15 protein-coding genes and 1 riboswitch are annotated in these 14216 nt (G+C 41.4%); of the genes, 1 reads left to right on the top strand and 14 read right to left on the bottom strand.

Translation table 11 applies throughout. The features are described from left to right. Positions 1-152: 152 nt before the first annotated feature. The gene (locus LMF89_RS11510) at positions 153-1340 is read left to right on the top strand and encodes a M20 metallopeptidase family protein (RefSeq protein ID WP_229535204.1); all 1188 of its coding nucleotides are present in this window, start codon (positions 153-155) and stop codon (positions 1338-1340) included. A gap of 109 nt (positions 1341-1449) precedes the next feature. On the opposite strand, the gene LMF89_RS11505 is transcribed toward LMF89_RS11510, so the two are convergent. From LMF89_RS11505 to LMF89_RS11440, 14 genes are all read right to left on the bottom strand, one after another. After that, the gene (locus LMF89_RS11505) at positions 1450-2190 is read right to left on the bottom strand and encodes an ABC transporter permease (RefSeq protein ID WP_229535203.1); all 741 of its coding nucleotides are present in this window, start codon (positions 2188-2190) and stop codon (positions 1450-1452) included. Beyond that, the gene (locus LMF89_RS11500; RefSeq protein ID WP_229535202.1) at positions 2190-3029 is read right to left on the bottom strand and encodes an ABC transporter ATP-binding protein; all 840 of its coding nucleotides are present in this window, start codon (positions 3027-3029) and stop codon (positions 2190-2192) included. The genes LMF89_RS11505 and LMF89_RS11500 overlap by 1 nt, the downstream gene beginning before the upstream one ends. Positions 3030-3079: 50 nt before the next feature. Continuing rightward, positions 3080-3868: an ABC transporter ATP-binding protein gene (locus LMF89_RS11495; protein ID WP_229535201.1), complete on the bottom strand. Its 789-nt coding sequence runs from the start codon at positions 3866-3868 to the stop codon at positions 3080-3082. Then, a complete protein-coding gene (locus tag LMF89_RS11490) occupies positions 3868-4884 on the bottom strand; it encodes a FecCD family ABC transporter permease (protein ID WP_229535200.1) in 1017 nt (338 codons plus the stop codon). Before LMF89_RS11490 ends, LMF89_RS11495 begins: the two co-directional genes overlap by 1 nt. Then, positions 4874-5842 carry an ABC transporter substrate-binding protein gene (locus LMF89_RS11485; protein ID WP_229535199.1) on the bottom strand — a complete coding sequence of 323 codons (969 nt, stop codon included), beginning with the start codon at positions 5840-5842 and terminating at the stop codon, positions 4874-4876. The genes LMF89_RS11490 and LMF89_RS11485 overlap by 11 nt, the downstream gene beginning before the upstream one ends. An 85-nt stretch (positions 5843-5927) precedes the next feature. After that, positions 5928-6854 (bottom strand): sirohydrochlorin cobaltochelatase, encoded by a 927-nt coding sequence (locus LMF89_RS11480; protein WP_229535198.1) that lies wholly within the window; start codon positions 6852-6854, stop codon positions 5928-5930. A 59-nt stretch (positions 6855-6913) separates the two neighbouring features. Beyond that, positions 6914-7621, bottom strand: coding sequence for a precorrin-2 C(20)-methyltransferase (cobI, locus tag LMF89_RS11475; protein ID WP_229535197.1), 708 nt, complete (start codon positions 7619-7621; stop codon positions 6914-6916). Positions 7622-7953: 332 nt separating this feature from the next. Beyond that, positions 7954-8134: riboswitch (cobalamin riboswitch) on the bottom strand. Positions 8135-8250: 116 nt separating this feature from the next. Continuing rightward, the gene (locus LMF89_RS11470) at positions 8251-9018 is read right to left on the bottom strand and encodes an SDR family NAD(P)-dependent oxidoreductase (protein WP_229535196.1); all 768 of its coding nucleotides are present in this window, start codon (positions 9016-9018) and stop codon (positions 8251-8253) included. Positions 9019-9142: 124 nt separating this feature from the next. Then, on the bottom strand, positions 9143-9880 hold the full coding sequence (locus LMF89_RS11465; RefSeq protein WP_229535195.1) for an energy transducer TonB: 738 nt from the start codon (positions 9878-9880) through the stop codon (positions 9143-9145). Positions 9881-9885: 5 nt separating this feature from the next. Continuing rightward, on the bottom strand, positions 9886-10296 hold the full coding sequence (locus LMF89_RS11460) for an ExbD/TolR family protein (RefSeq protein WP_229535194.1): 411 nt from the start codon (positions 10294-10296) through the stop codon (positions 9886-9888). Further along, positions 10283-10930, bottom strand: coding sequence for a MotA/TolQ/ExbB proton channel family protein (locus LMF89_RS11455; RefSeq protein WP_229535193.1), 648 nt, complete (start codon positions 10928-10930; stop codon positions 10283-10285). Before LMF89_RS11455 ends, LMF89_RS11460 begins: the two co-directional genes overlap by 14 nt. A 30-nt stretch (positions 10931-10960) precedes the next feature. Beyond that, a complete protein-coding gene (locus LMF89_RS11450; protein WP_229535192.1) occupies positions 10961-12202 on the bottom strand; it encodes an ABC transporter ATP-binding protein in 1242 nt (413 codons plus the stop codon). Beyond that, the gene (locus tag LMF89_RS11445) at positions 12199-13269 is read right to left on the bottom strand and encodes a FecCD family ABC transporter permease (RefSeq protein ID WP_229535191.1); all 1071 of its coding nucleotides are present in this window, start codon (positions 13267-13269) and stop codon (positions 12199-12201) included. Before LMF89_RS11445 ends, LMF89_RS11450 begins: the two co-directional genes overlap by 4 nt. Next, positions 13266-14216, bottom strand: coding sequence for an ABC transporter substrate-binding protein (locus LMF89_RS11440; RefSeq protein WP_229535190.1), 951 nt, complete (start codon positions 14214-14216; stop codon positions 13266-13268). Before LMF89_RS11440 ends, LMF89_RS11445 begins: the two co-directional genes overlap by 4 nt.

Here is a 14216-nt window from a genome sequence, read left to right as displayed (position 1 = left end):
TATCTTTGTTAAGCATTATTTCTTATGCTTTTAGAATCATAATCTATTTTTCATCTTTTATTTTACACTTCACAAGTATATAATGATAGATATTGTAACATCATATCTTTTCATTACAGATACTTGTATCCTACGAATAGGAGGATTTCATTTTGCAAATTATTAAAAATCTCGTTGAAAAACATTATGATTCTATTGTTTCCTTACGACGTCATTTTCACACATACCCTGAACTCAGTACCCAGGAATTTAATACACAACAAAGGATTCTGGAGGAATTATCAGCCTTAGGACTTACGCCGCGCAAAATCGCAGGAACAGGAGTAATTGCCAAGCTTCAAGGGGCTCTTCCTGGCAAGACCATTGCAATCCGGGCTGATATCGATGCACTAGAACTGCAAGATGAGTGCGGCAAGCCCTATCAATCGCAAAACCCAGGAGTATGTCATGCTTGCGGTCACGATGGTCATACGGCCATGCTGATTGGCGTAGCCAAGACATTAGTAGAATTAAAGGATCGTTTAGCTGGTACAATCATTTTCTTATTTCAGCCTAGTGAAGAATGTTTCCCCGGGGGTGCAGCTCTCATGGTGGAAGAAGGCGCTCTTGCAGATGTTGATGCTATTATTGGAACTCATCTTTGGCAAAGTCTTTCTGCCGGAACCAGCGGCATTAGCTATAACCGCATGATGGCTTCGCCTGATTCGTTTACCATTACTATAAAAGGCAGAGGCGGTCATGGGTCGATGCCCCATCAAACCGTAGATGCTCTCTTAGTAGGCGCGCAAGTCGTAACAGCGTTACATACCATTATAAGCCGCAATATTGATCCCTTGGAACAAGCAGTCTTATCGATCGGTTCCTTTAAGTCAGGCGATACCTTTAACATCATTCCTGATACAGCTACTCTGATTGGCACCGTACGTTCCTTTACAATGGATATCAAGAAAATCGTTTTTGACCGTATGGAGCAAATTGTCAGCGGTATCTGCCTAGCAGCAGGCGCTACCTTCCAGATTGACAAAAACCTGGGCTTCCCCCCTGTCATCAATAATCCCCAAATTGCAGAAGTATTTGCAAATGCGAGTGTCGAAACCCTTGGCGCAGAAAATACCTTAACTATCGATCCAGTAATGGGTGGTGAAGATTTCTCCGTTTATCTGGATAAAGTCCCCGGGGCCTTTATCTTTATTGGTACAGGTAATAAAGATAAAGGTATTATCTATCCTCAGCATCATCCTAAATTTGATATCGATGAGAAAGCATTAGCTTACGGAACAGAGACAATGGTACGTGCCGCCATGAAACTGTCTTCCTCCGATGAAAATTTTAAAAGATAAAAAATGAACCGCAGAGGCGCAGAGAACACAATAGAGAGGTATTTCTAATACTTTTCTCTGTGTTCTCTGCGCCTCTGCGGTTTAAAAAGTCTCGACTTTTATTCAACGTCTACTCCCGTACTTTTTCCATCAGCCATACGCCGATTCCACAAAAAGCAGCAATGTATGCTGCCATGATGAGCAGGGAGAAAACAGGAGTCTCCCCGCCAGAAACAATCGCCCGTAAGGCATGACTGGCATGGGTCAGTGGCAGAAATTCAATCAGCCAGCGTAACACTGTCGGCAGATGGTCCGGAATAAAAAACGTAGCACATAAGAAAGACATAGGCAATAATACATAGGTATTAAAATTAGCCATATCTTCATGAGTATTCATCACCATCGCAGCCACAAGTCCCATAGAAGCAAAGACCAGGCAGTTTAGCACCAATGCGATTGCAAACCAAATATTCATCAGCGCGTGTGCCCCAAAGGCAAATGCTAACAGGATAATAATTAAAGATGATAATAAGCCGCGTAACGCACCTGATACGACTTTACCAATTACAAAAGATATAGAAGATATGGGAGCAATTAAATATTCTTCCAATGTTTTATGATATACCCTACTCATATTGAGAGGACTCCCCACTGAATTAAAACTGATATTCATCGAATTCAAGGCAATAATGCCAGGTACAATAAAATCTAAATAACTGCCTTGATTGACCTGAATGCTCCGTCCTAATCCCCAGCCAAAGGCCACCAGATATAATATAGGTGAGACCATTCGAGACAAAATAAAGCGGCCAATGCGTCTTTTTAGCACTAGCCAATCTCGCCAAAAGACTGTCCAAATATCATATAACATTATCCTGCCACCTTCCGCCCAGTCAATTCTACAAATGCATCTTCTAAGTTTGTCTGACGCAGGGTAGTCGTTGTTACTAATGTAGCAGCAAAGGTGGATGCCTCATTGCGATCAGCGAAGAATTTTGTTTTTGTGCCTTCTTCATCTGCCCATTCCACTGCATAGGAGCCAAGTCGCTGGCACAATGCCATGGGAGTATCTATGGCAATTAATCTCCCTTTTTCCATAATCGCAACCCGCTGGCATAAATTTTCAGCCTCTTCAATATAATGAGTGGTCAACAAAACAGTAAGTCCCTCATTCTTCAAGTGGCGTATTAGATCCCAAAGACGACGGCGTACTTGCGGATCAAGCCCTACTGTGGGTTCATCTAAGAAAAGTACTTTGGGCTGATGCAATAACGCTCTGGCAATCATTAAGCGCCGCTTCATGCCGCCAGAAAATTTCTGCACCATCTCATGAGCTCGATCTTCCAGTTCTACAAACTTTAATAATTCTTCAATCCGTTGGTTACGCACCTGGGGCATCATATGGTGAAGTCTTCCATGAAGCTCAAGATTTTCCCAGGGTGTTAAATCACTGTCTAAATTAAAATGCTGAGGGACTACACCAATGACAGATTTAATGTGCTGTTCCTGATGAGAAGCCTCACGGCCATCAATAACAATCTTGCCTGCTGTCGGTCGTGTTAGCATGGTTAGTACGCGAATGGTAGTTGTTTTCCCTGCACCATTTGGTCCTAATAAGCCAAATATCTCTCCTTTGGCAATTTTTAAAGATAGATTATCTACAGCGGTGCGTTCACCAAATTTCTTACTAAAATTCTCAATGTGAATCATCTGCTATCCCCTACTTCTCCTATTTAAAAATCTATTTCTATTCTTAATTATTAATTTCTTGACGTCAGCCCCCGGATCATTACCATTGGTTTACCGGATGAATCAAAGGAGATTTCGCTTTCAACCTTAAATACTTCTCGCAGAGTATGCTCCGTAATGACATCCGCGGGTTTACCCGCTGCAAAAATTTGTCCTTGCTGCAAGACGGCAACATAGTCTGAATATCTGGCAGCATGATTGATGTCATGCAGCACCATCACAACAGTAAGTTTATGCTCATGATTAAAAGCAGCTAACAATTCCATGATTTCTAGCTGATGGCAAATATCAAGATAAGTAGTAGGTTCATCCAATAATAGGATTTCTGGCTTTTGTGCTAAAGCCATGGCTATCCATACCCGCTGACGTTCACCGCCAGAAAGAGTACTCACCACTCGATCAGCCATTTGTGTAAGACCTGTCTGCGTCAAAGCCCAACTAACACAAGCCTCATCTTGCTCTGACTTTCCTCTCCACCAGCTTTGATGGGGAAATCGCCCAAATTCGACTAGATCCCTTACTGTTAAATCACTGGGAGCCTGAGGAGATTGAGGCAAGACAGCCATTTGCTGCGCGAGCTTTTTTCCGGTAAGCTGAGCTAAATTCTGACCGTCTAAATAGACAATCCCTTTATTAGGTTTTATATTCCGTGATAAGACATTCAATAAGGTACTTTTACCTGATCCATTAGGACCTAAAATCGAAATAATTTTCCCTTCCTCAATTGCCAGGGAAAGATCTTTCAAGACCATTTTATCATCAAAATTCACAGATAATGCTTCTGCTTTCATAATGGACATTATGCATCCCTCCTTAGCAGGTAGAGAAAGAATGGCGCACCGACAAAGGCCATAATAATCCCTACAGGAATTTCGATTGGAGCAAATGCCACTCTAGCCAAGGTATCGCTTAATGTAACAACCGCGACTCCCAATAAGGCAGAGGCTGGAAGAAGATAGCGATAATCCGAGCCGACCAACAAGCGTGCTGCATGGGGTACAATCAATCCTACAAAGCCCAACAGACCAACAACACTAACAGCACTTGCCGCCATTAATGCTGCCACTGCTGTCAGTGCAATGCGGGATACTTCCACACTTAGACCTAACCCTCGGGCAATTTCATCTCCAAGATTTAAGATATTAAGCCGCCTGGCACCCAATATAGCTAAGATTCCACCAATCATCGTATAGGGCAAAATAATCTCAAGGTGAGGCCAGCTGCGAGCTGACAATCCCCCCACCATCCACATCAATGCTCCATGAACCCGATCACTGTAAAATACTAATAATGCAGAAATAGCTGAATTCAAAAAGGCCGATACAGCTACCCCTGCTAAAATAATACGTACTGGCCGAATGCCGCCTTTCCAAGCCAATATATAAATAAAAATAGCCGCTATCATAGCGCCAAAAAAGGCAAAGGGAGTCACTAAATATTCTTTATGAGGGAACAGCACCATAATGCTTACGCCAGCTAAACCAGCTCCTGATGACACCCCAATAATATGAGGGTCAGCCAAGGGATTTTTCATAACGCCTTGCAAAATCGCTCCAGCTAAGGACAAATTAACACCTACTAATGCGCCTACTAAGGTTCTTGGCAATCGGATGTTCCAAATCACTTGTCGATTTGCCCCCGGATTATCAGAAAAAATAGCCGTTATAATTTCATTCAGACTAATGGACAGTGCTCCTACACTCAAACTGAGGGCAATCCCCCCTAGAGCAAGTAATAGGAATATCACCAAAATAAATGCTCTCCATTCACTCCGATCACGTGTACCTCTACATGAGAAAATCTTCTTATTTAACATTTCCATAAACCTCAGGATACATTACTTTTGCCATATATTCTACTGATTCATGAAAACGAATACCAGGATTGAGTTGGAATAATTCTGCAGGCAGAAAAAATACTTGTCCTGTTTTTACTGCACGTAAACCACTCCAAGCCGGATTGCTTTCAATATCAGCTTTCATTCTTTTTTCAATTTCAGCCATATTACCCATGGTAACAACCAAAATAGCATCTGCGTCTCCTTCTACTAGTTTCTCTAAACTATAAGGAGTCGTTTCACTATCACCAGCGATTGGCGTACTACCTGCCGCAATGTTTTTGAGTTTCAGGATAGCAGCCACATTTCCTGCAATGCTATGCTCAAGCTCTACAGTAACATTTTTGGCGGTGGCGTGCAATATAATCACTTTTTTACTTTGATTTGGCAACTTAGCTGTTACCTCATTGATTTTGGCTTGCATAGCAGCAAGCAGTTTTTCGGCCTGATCTTGCGTGCCTGCAATCTCCCCAAATAACTTGACTTTCGCTAAAATATCATCATAGGTTCTCATTTTCAATATCATCACTGGAACCTTACTGCTTTCAAATGTTGGAATTAATTTATCGTGAATTCCCTGAAAACCAATTATTAAATCTGGCTGAAGGGTTAATACTTGCTCAACATTTACATTATAAATAAAGCCTACTTCTGGAATCTCATGCTGAGCGGGAAAGGTCTGAGGTGTTTTAGAGCTTGGTCTTCCTACGGCTTTGCCACCGACCCCATATAATACATCTAAGAAAGAGGTGGATAACACAACAATGCGTTGTGGTTTTTGCTCCAATACTACATTGCGCCCTGCATCATCCGTCATTTGCAGATAATGATCTGAAGATTTTGTTGTTGATTTTTCTTGAGTTGAAGAAGCACATCCTACCAAGATTACACTCATTATACTTAGCATACAGACTAAATATGTCAATTTCCCTTTCACGACTCGCTCTCCTTCCACACATATAACAAATGGGAAAGGCCGGATATACTTGATCCGGCATCCCCTCTTAATACTGTCTTAACTTTTATTTTAAACCTTTAATGACATCACGTACATGCTGTACATAAATATCTTGGATTCCAGTGTTTTCACCTAAACCATGAACATAGGTTTCCACTTGATATCCGTCTGCAAGGAACGTATTCTTCCAAGAATCTTTTTCATCCCCAGCCATATCGTTATTGGCATGATCACCAGCAACTAACATGAGTGGCATCAAGGTAATTTTTTTAATATTTCTTTCTTTTAGTAATTTTTCAACATCTTGAAGATTAGGATGATCCGTTTCTTCTACTACACCGATAATCACATGTAAGCCAGCTGCATCAAATTGCTCTTGTAAGGCTTGGTAAGCTGGATTATGTTGATGTGGTGAACCATGTCCCATAAATACCACAGTTTTACCTTGCAATTGCAATGCAGGAAGTTGTTTTTTAAGAGCATTTACAGCAATGGTGAAATCATTGGGTTTACCATTTTCACCATGAAAGAATAATACCGGACGACCTATAGAAAGGGTATCAAAGGCTCCATTGAACTTTTCTACAGTAGCCACAACTTTTTTATCATACTCTTCACCTGGTGTCAGATGAGTTGTTTGTATAATAACTTCTTTATAGCCATCTTTTTTTAATTTGTTTAATACGGTTTCCAAATCATTCACATGAATGTTGCTATTTTCCGCCAAACGTTTCATAACAATTTTGGAAGTAAAAGCTCTATATACATCATATTCAGGAAAGGCTTGGGCAATACGTTTTTCTACACTCTCAATATTTAATTGACGAGCTTCTGCAAAAGTAGTACCGAAGCTTACCACAACGATGGCTTTTTGACTTTTTGGTACCTCTTGCGCACTTGCATTTGATAAGCCAAATGCACTAGCACCCAGTAATAAGGAAACACTTAATGCAAAACTCATAGCGATTTTATATAAAAAATTCATTTTCATTTCTACAACTCCCCACTCAGTTTTCTATGTGCTAGGTCTTTGGGGTAATCATATTGCACTTAACCAAGCTTACGTTTTTTAGCCAAGATTGTAGACAAATAATTAACACTTGTTGGATCCACTTCATCCAAATTATAACTAATTTGTTCATCAGGCAAACCACAGCGACTAATCATAACAGAATTTTCACCAAAACCATGCTCTTTCAACTTCGCTATAACCTGTCCAAAATTTTTGTAAACTTTCATTAATACAACATTATCGACGACTCCCAATATAGCATCTAACTCTTCTTCTGACATCGTCGCCGGAATAATGCTAAGTATATCATTTCCTTCTGCCAGCGGCTGACCTAATTGACTGCCAATCGCACAAAAAGCCGGAACCCCAGGTATGGTTTCAATAGCATAACCAGAATCCTTTAACAAACGATATACATACATATAAGTGCTATAAAACATAGGATCACCCAATGTTAAAAACACAACTTTTTTCCCAGCCTGCAGTTCTGCCAGAATACTATTTTTATTGTTTTCCCATGCATTGGCTAGCGTAGCAGCATCATTTACCATCGGGAAAACCAACCTCAATATCTCAACATCTGTTTTCAAGTACGGATGAGCAATCGATAGTGCTGTACTACCTTCTTTTTTTTCTGTTTTAGGGGCAATTACCACATCCGCGTTTCTTATCACCTCCACTGCTTTTAATGTGAGCAGCTCTGGGTCTCCTGGCCCTACACCAACACCGTAAAAAATTCCTGCCATAATGGCCTCCTTAACTATAATTTGTGGTACAACATATACAAGTACATATAACGATAACTGAGTAAAACGAGAATTTGCACTCTTAATTTTACCATTATCCAATAATCTTGACCAGCACTCTGAAAAATTAGAAAATTGGCATGAAAGCCAATTCAGCTACAATCCTACTGGACAATCATCGTTACTAGCGCAAAAAATCTTCCGTCACACATAACGGAAGATTTCAATAAATACAATTATAGTAGCCTGCCATCATATAAACACGTCACTATCATGTGTAATATACAACAGTATAACTGTACGAATCTCCTCCCCATCTCTCGCAGGTTTTAACGGTGATTGCTGTATAGGCAGTTCTCCTGACTCTGAATCATTGCTTCCCCAAGCCTTCCCAAGTTTAATCTCAGTGGCATAATTATGGGGTTACTCCTCATTACAGTGGCGGGACCGCGCCGGAATTTAACCGGACTTCCCTATTAAGCCCCAAAGGGCACCTATACCATCCATATGAAATTTTGCTGTCCACTCTTATTTAGAGTATTATAAATACTTTTTCTTGTCAAGGACATACTTGGTAATATTCTATACTCTTTTTTTTATTTTAACGATCTTGTTATATCAGCACCAATCTAACACGCAGTTAAGCCGCCATCCACTGTCCACACTGCACCGTTAACAAAGGATGCCTGATCCGATGCCAGAAAGCAGATTACATGAGCCACCTCATGAACTTTGGCAATTCGCCCTATTGGATACATCGATGCCATGTCTCGTAAATATTCCTCTGGATTGTTTACCTCTGCTAATTGCTGTTTAAGCATAGGCGTATCCACATCACCAGGGCATACGCAATTAGCACGGACACCATAGTGAATACTTTCTAAGGACAATGCCTTTGTAAAGGTCGTCACCGCTCCCTTTGAAGCGCAATAGGCAGTACATAAACAATTACCATTAATCCCTGCATCAGAAGACACGTTAATAATAGCTCCACCACCCCTCTGCCGCAAATAAGGCAAAGCAGATTTACAAATAAAATAGGTACCTTTTATATTGATATTCATGATGTGATCAAACTCATCTTCCGTAACTTCACCAATGATTTTTTCCATATATATACCAGCAGCATTGATAACAATATCCAGACCGCCGAACTGGGCTGCAGTTTTTTCTACTACTTCTTGGCATTGACTCACAGAACTGACATCACCTTGTATAAAACATACATTATCAGCATAGGATGCTAACTCGAGTAACGCCATTTGCCCTTTTTCCCTTTGACGTCCAATTAAGGCTGTCTTAGCTCCTTGGGACAGCAATTGGCGAGCAGCCTCCAAACCAATACCAGAAGTACCGCCAGTAATCATCGCCACTTTTCCCGCAAATTGGTAATTCATGATTCAACTCCTACTAAATTATCCTAAACTAGCTTCTTACTTATACTATATCACAAATCTAATTTTTGAAAATGTAATCTACTCTATAAAATTACAACAAGTCCCCTACTTTTCTACTGTCTACCTACTTAAAACGAAAAGTGACTGGCATGTTTGTATAACACATAATACTGGCGCCGCTCTCTGGGTCCTTAGCCGGCACAAATCGCCATTTTTGAACCGCTGCTACCACTGCAGCATCTAATATATCATGTCCTGATGTCGTATTGATACTTACGTCTCCAGGTAATCCATTCGCCAAAATTTGAATTTTTATCACTACGGTACCTGTCAAACCAGCTGTCCGCGCTCCTTCAGGATAAACAGGATCTACCTTAGATAAGATCTGTGGCCGAACAATCTTACCTTTTCGTCCGCCATTTCCCCCACTATTAGAACCAGTATTAGTGCCACTGCTACCGCTCCTCCCATTATTCCCAACTGCATCGCTGCTAGCGGAAAAGTCTCCAGTCGACTCATTACTACTTGTAGACTGGGATGAGGCTACTGCCTCAACTGCCTCCATCACCAGCTCATTGGCCACAGCCACTACCTCAGAGGTAGCAGACGAAGCGGCTTTACTCGCCCTGACTTGCATAGTCTGGTTAGGAGCAGCACTAGGTGCGCTCTGGGAAATTGGCAATGTATCATCTGATCCTGAATCTTCTATAGACGCATCCGTAAGTAATTCTAATTCAATGTAAGGTTCCGCTTCTATGGATGTAACAACCTTGCCAGCCAGACAACCGATAACACCCAAAAATAATATATGAAAAATTACAGAAATGCCAATGGCCTTACGCCAACGTGGTCGGTATGTCATGCGCTCTATCTTCCTTTCCGATCAGTAGCCACAGCCACCCTATGTGCCCCTGACATTTTGAGTTCATCTAATACTGCCACTACCTGACCATACTCTGCTTGTTTATCTGCTCGTACAACAAATATATTTTCTGGTTGTTTTGCCAGCCCGATACTAATCCGTTTTTGCAACAAGGAAAAAGGAATTTCCTCTTGATCAAACATGATATTACCATTTTGTAAAATAGTAATATTAATATTCTGGGACAGTTCCTGCTGTACAGCCGCAACTTGCGGCAAATTGATAGGAATAGTATGCTGCTCCACCATATATAGCGTACTCATCATAAAAAAAACTAATAAAAAAAAGATAATATCAATCATGGGAATAATCATTAATTCTGGTTGTTTCTCAATGCGTAAGCTACGCAATTTCATGATTTTCCCTCCGAGTTTTTTTATTGCCCGCCAGTCGAGTTATGATGAGAGTATAGACTTGTTCCATATCCGTAATCAATTGATCTAAGCGGTGGGTAAAATAGGTGTGCACAACTAACGCCATAATCGCTACCATTAAACCAGTAGCCGTCGCTACTAAGGCTTCGCCAATTCCGCCAGTGATAGCCATAGGCTGACCATTTTTCACATTGAAAACGCTAAAGGAATTAATCATACCGATTACGGTTCCTAATAATCCTAACAAAGGGGATAAGGTAACAATGGAACTTAGATAATTCAAGTATTCTCTCAATCTGGCTGCTGATAAAGCGGCTGTTCCTTCCATAATTACTTCCAGGTTACTCTCCTTTTGATAAGCCTCTAACCCTTCTGCCGCTAAGCGCCCGATTACCGCTGGCGTATGTTCACATAATTGCTGCGCCTCAGCAATTTTCATTCTTTCCAATAAAGGCTGCAGCTTATTAATAAATAGCTGAGCATCTGTAGACATCTGACGAAAATAGATAAACCGCTCCACTGAAATTGCCACTACAACAAAAGAACACGCCGCGATCACATACATGACCGGACCACCCTTATAAAATAAACTGATGCATTGTAATAAAAAATCCATATTGTTTTATCACTCCTTCTTGAAAAACTTTCAATTTTTCTCTAGTAATGTAATAAATCGCGGAAATGTCATCACGGTAACTTGAGGCATCTCTACCAATTCTGTATATAAATCACTGGCTTGGCCATTAAGGAAATCCCGTTCTTCAATCGGTGTATCCTCAATCACAATTAATTTTTTAGCCATAAAAGCGGCTTGTAAATTGTCAATATTTTGTTCCCCATAGGTTAAATCTGACAATACTACCCAATCGGCTGCGCTAATTTTCCTGCGATTCTCTTGTGCCGACAGTTCATCAATGCTTGAAAAAGGCTGCCCCAGCAGGCATGGCAGATGAAAGGCTTCTGCTGCATTAGCATCCGCATCACCTGGCTGTATTACACCAAGGGTCAGACGATACCCCCTTTCATAAAGCAAACGAATAATTTTCTCCCCTGATCCCCCACCGCAAATAATATGAACCTTTGTATCTTTATTGGGATTATCATCATCAGCAGCATAGGTGTGGATATCTAAATTACCAGTAACTTTATTCATAAATACAGCGGCATGCAAACCATAAGCAGCTTGTAAATTTTCTTTGGTAATCACCTTTTCAGGAGAGCCGTCCGCAATCATTTTTCCGTCTGCCAATAGCAGCAGCCGAGAGCAAAATTTAGCTGCCAATTTTAAATCATGCGCTACTATCAATACCGTTTTACCTTGCTTTGAGATCAATTGACAATAACGAAATATTTCTTCTTGATAGACTAAATCCAGGCTAGCCGTAGGCTCATCTAAAAAAATAAGCGGCGTTTCTTGCGCCAGAACTTTGGCCAATAAAACACGCTGTTTCTCACCGCCTGACATCAAATGGACCGGTTTATCCGCTAATGCTTCCACCCCTGTAAACTCCATATATTGCTGGACTATTGCTTTATCCTCAGCCTGCTCATGCTGCCACCATTTTAGATATGGATAACGCCCAGTTAAAACCACTTCTAAGGCCGTATAACCAAAACCTACATTTACTTCCTGCTGCATATAGGCAATATGGCGAGCCAGTTCCTTATCAGACAAGGTTGTAATGGGACGGCCTAATAACTGTACCTCACCCGCAGCTAAAGGCAGAAAACCACGCAAAGCAAGGAGCAAGGTACTTTTGCCTGCTCCATTGGGGCCAATAATCCCCACAAATTCTCCAGCACTTATGCTGCAGGTAATATTCTCTAAAATTTTCTTTCCACCAAGCACAATACTACTATTATGGGCGGTTATGATTTCCTGTGTCATGAGGTTCCTCCAGACTGTTGCGTTTTACGCAGCAGATATAAGAAGTAAGGGGCTCCCAGTAACGCTGTCATAATACCTACACGAATTTCATTAGGAGGAAAAATCATTCGTCCTAAGGTATCACAGAACACTAAGAACAAAGCACCCGCTAAGGCACTGCTTGGCAGCAGCCAGCGATGCTCCGGCCCAACTATAATTCGCATAATATGAGGTACAATTAAACCGACAAAGCCAATGGTACCACTCACACATACTGCCATTGCCGTAGTAGCAGCAGCCACAAATAATAAAAGCAGGCGCAATGCAACTACAGGCACCCCTACGGATCGAGCTTCTTGTTCGCCTAGTACAAGAACATTCAAATGCCGTGCCAGCAAGCATAAAACAATCAGACCTATGAGAATTGGACCAACTGCCAGGTAAACATGTTCCCAGCGTCGATAATCTAAGCCCCCTACCACCCAAAATAAATATTCTCGTACCCGATATTCATTCATCAGAGTCAAAATTCCAGATGTTAAAGCCCCCATTAGCATACTGACGGCTACTCCTGACAACAATAAGGTCATCACGAGAATTTTGCCCCGTGACATGGATAAAAAAACCGTTGCGCTCACTGCGGCAAGGGCTCCCACTAACGCAAACATCGGCATAATAAATATACTAAAAGACGTTAGACCAAGAGCAATGGCAGCAACAGCTCCAAGAGATGCTCCACTGGAAACGCCAATAATTCCCGGATCAGCTAGAGGGTTACCAAATACCCCCTGCATAACGGCTCCCGATACACCTAATGCAGCTCCCACTAACACCCCTACAAGTACCCGGGGCAAACGGATATTCCACACCACAGCCTGAAATTCGGCATTAACGGAGGGGAAATATCCGCTAATCACGGGCACATGCTGTCCAATAATTGCTAGTGTATCTTCCCATGGCACCGTTATGGTTCCCCAAGATATAGAAAATACGATAAAACCAAGTAATACTATACTAAGTACTATCATAATCTTCCAAGCCTTTTTAGCCCGATTCCCTTGTGTCTTCTTTAGCATTGTTTCTCTCATGGGTTATATTGAGGATAAGCTGCCTTAGCAACGTCCGTTACTCCTTGTACAATATATTGTGATGAAGAGCTTAAATGACGATCGGGAATCGTGAATAGCTGCTCCTCTTTGATTGCTCTAAGACTTTGAAATGCGGGGTCATCTCGTACTCCCGCTTTAAATTCCTCTACACTGGTTTTACCATTATAATTCCACGTTGGCATAATAAAAACATCGGGACTGGCAGCTATAATTTGTTCTTTAGACATCATTTCATTCTTACCAATGCCTACTTTACTTGCCCCATTCACGACACCTGCATATCGGCAGATATCATCAAATAAGCTGCCTTGTCCTCCGATTCCTCCCATTAAAGAGAAAAGGACTACCGTTTTTCGCTCCTTAGAACTGACTTTCTCTAGTGATTTTTGAATCGTTCCTAATTGATTCTCCATTTGGGTTACCATTCGCTGTCCCATCTGCTCTTCTCCAACAACATGGGCAATTTCTCGAATCACATGTTTTACGTCTTCAATGGTACTCGGTGTTTTATATACATAGACAGGAACTCCTGCGTCACGAATGGTTTGAATTAATTCTATAGGCTGCCAATCAGCAATAAATAATACGTCTGGCTGTAATGCGATAATTGCTTCCGGATTGGCCTTCACCTTTTTGGATACCAATTTAGCCTGTTCACTTACGTTGGATATTTCTGGGTCACCTGCCAAATAGGTCAAAGCTAAAATGCGCTCCAAAGGAACCAAGTCTACCAGTATCTCATCTGTCCCCAAGGACAAGGACACAATTCGGCTGGGTTTATGAGGAAGTTTTATTACATGACCTTGGAAATCCTGTACTTCATAGCCTCCTGTTTTAGGTGCATCCTGCTGTTGGTTAGAGCTGCAGCCAACTACTAACAGAAGGCAGCAACTTAAGAGTAAAGCAATAAACGACAATTTTTTCAT

The organism is Pelosinus baikalensis (assembly GCF_020819555.1).
Classification (GTDB): Bacteria; Bacillota; Negativicutes; order DSM-13327; family DSM-13327; genus Pelosinus; species Pelosinus baikalensis.
This window is presented reverse-complemented; position numbering and strand designations above follow the sequence as displayed.

Coding starts and splice junctions, on each gene's coding strand:
- LMF89_RS11505 (WP_229535203.1), bottom strand. CDS start 2,190: ATGTTATATGATATTTGGACAGTCTTTTGGCGAGATTGGCTAGTGCTA.
- LMF89_RS11500 (WP_229535202.1), bottom strand. CDS start 3,029: ATGATTCACATTGAGAATTTTAGTAAGAAATTTGGTGAACGCACCGCT.
- LMF89_RS11495 (WP_229535201.1), bottom strand. CDS start 3,868: ATGTCCATTATGAAAGCAGAAGCATTATCTGTGAATTTTGATGATAAA.
- LMF89_RS11490 (WP_229535200.1), bottom strand. CDS start 4,884: ATGTTAAATAAGAAGATTTTCTCATGTAGAGGTACACGTGATCGGAGT.
- LMF89_RS11480 (WP_229535198.1), bottom strand. CDS start 6,854: ATGAAAATGAATTTTTTATATAAAATCGCTATGAGTTTTGCATTAAGT.
- cobI (WP_229535197.1), bottom strand. CDS start 7,621: ATGGCAGGAATTTTTTACGGTGTTGGTGTAGGGCCAGGAGACCCAGAG.
- LMF89_RS11470 (WP_229535196.1), bottom strand. CDS start 9,018: ATGAATTACCAATTTGCGGGAAAAGTGGCGATGATTACTGGCGGTACT.
- LMF89_RS11465 (WP_229535195.1), bottom strand. CDS start 9,880: ATGACATACCGACCACGTTGGCGTAAGGCCATTGGCATTTCTGTAATT.
- LMF89_RS11460 (WP_229535194.1), bottom strand. CDS start 10,296: ATGAAATTGCGTAGCTTACGCATTGAGAAACAACCAGAATTAATGATT.
- LMF89_RS11455 (WP_229535193.1), bottom strand. CDS start 10,930: ATGGATTTTTTATTACAATGCATCAGTTTATTTTATAAGGGTGGTCCG.
- LMF89_RS11450 (WP_229535192.1), bottom strand. CDS start 12,202: ATGACACAGGAAATCATAACCGCCCATAATAGTAGTATTGTGCTTGGT.
- LMF89_RS11445 (WP_229535191.1), bottom strand. CDS start 13,269: ATGAGAGAAACAATGCTAAAGAAGACACAAGGGAATCGGGCTAAAAAG.
- LMF89_RS11440 (WP_229535190.1), bottom strand. CDS start 14,216: ATGAAAAAATTGTCGTTTATTGCTTTACTCTTAAGTTGCTGCCTTCTG.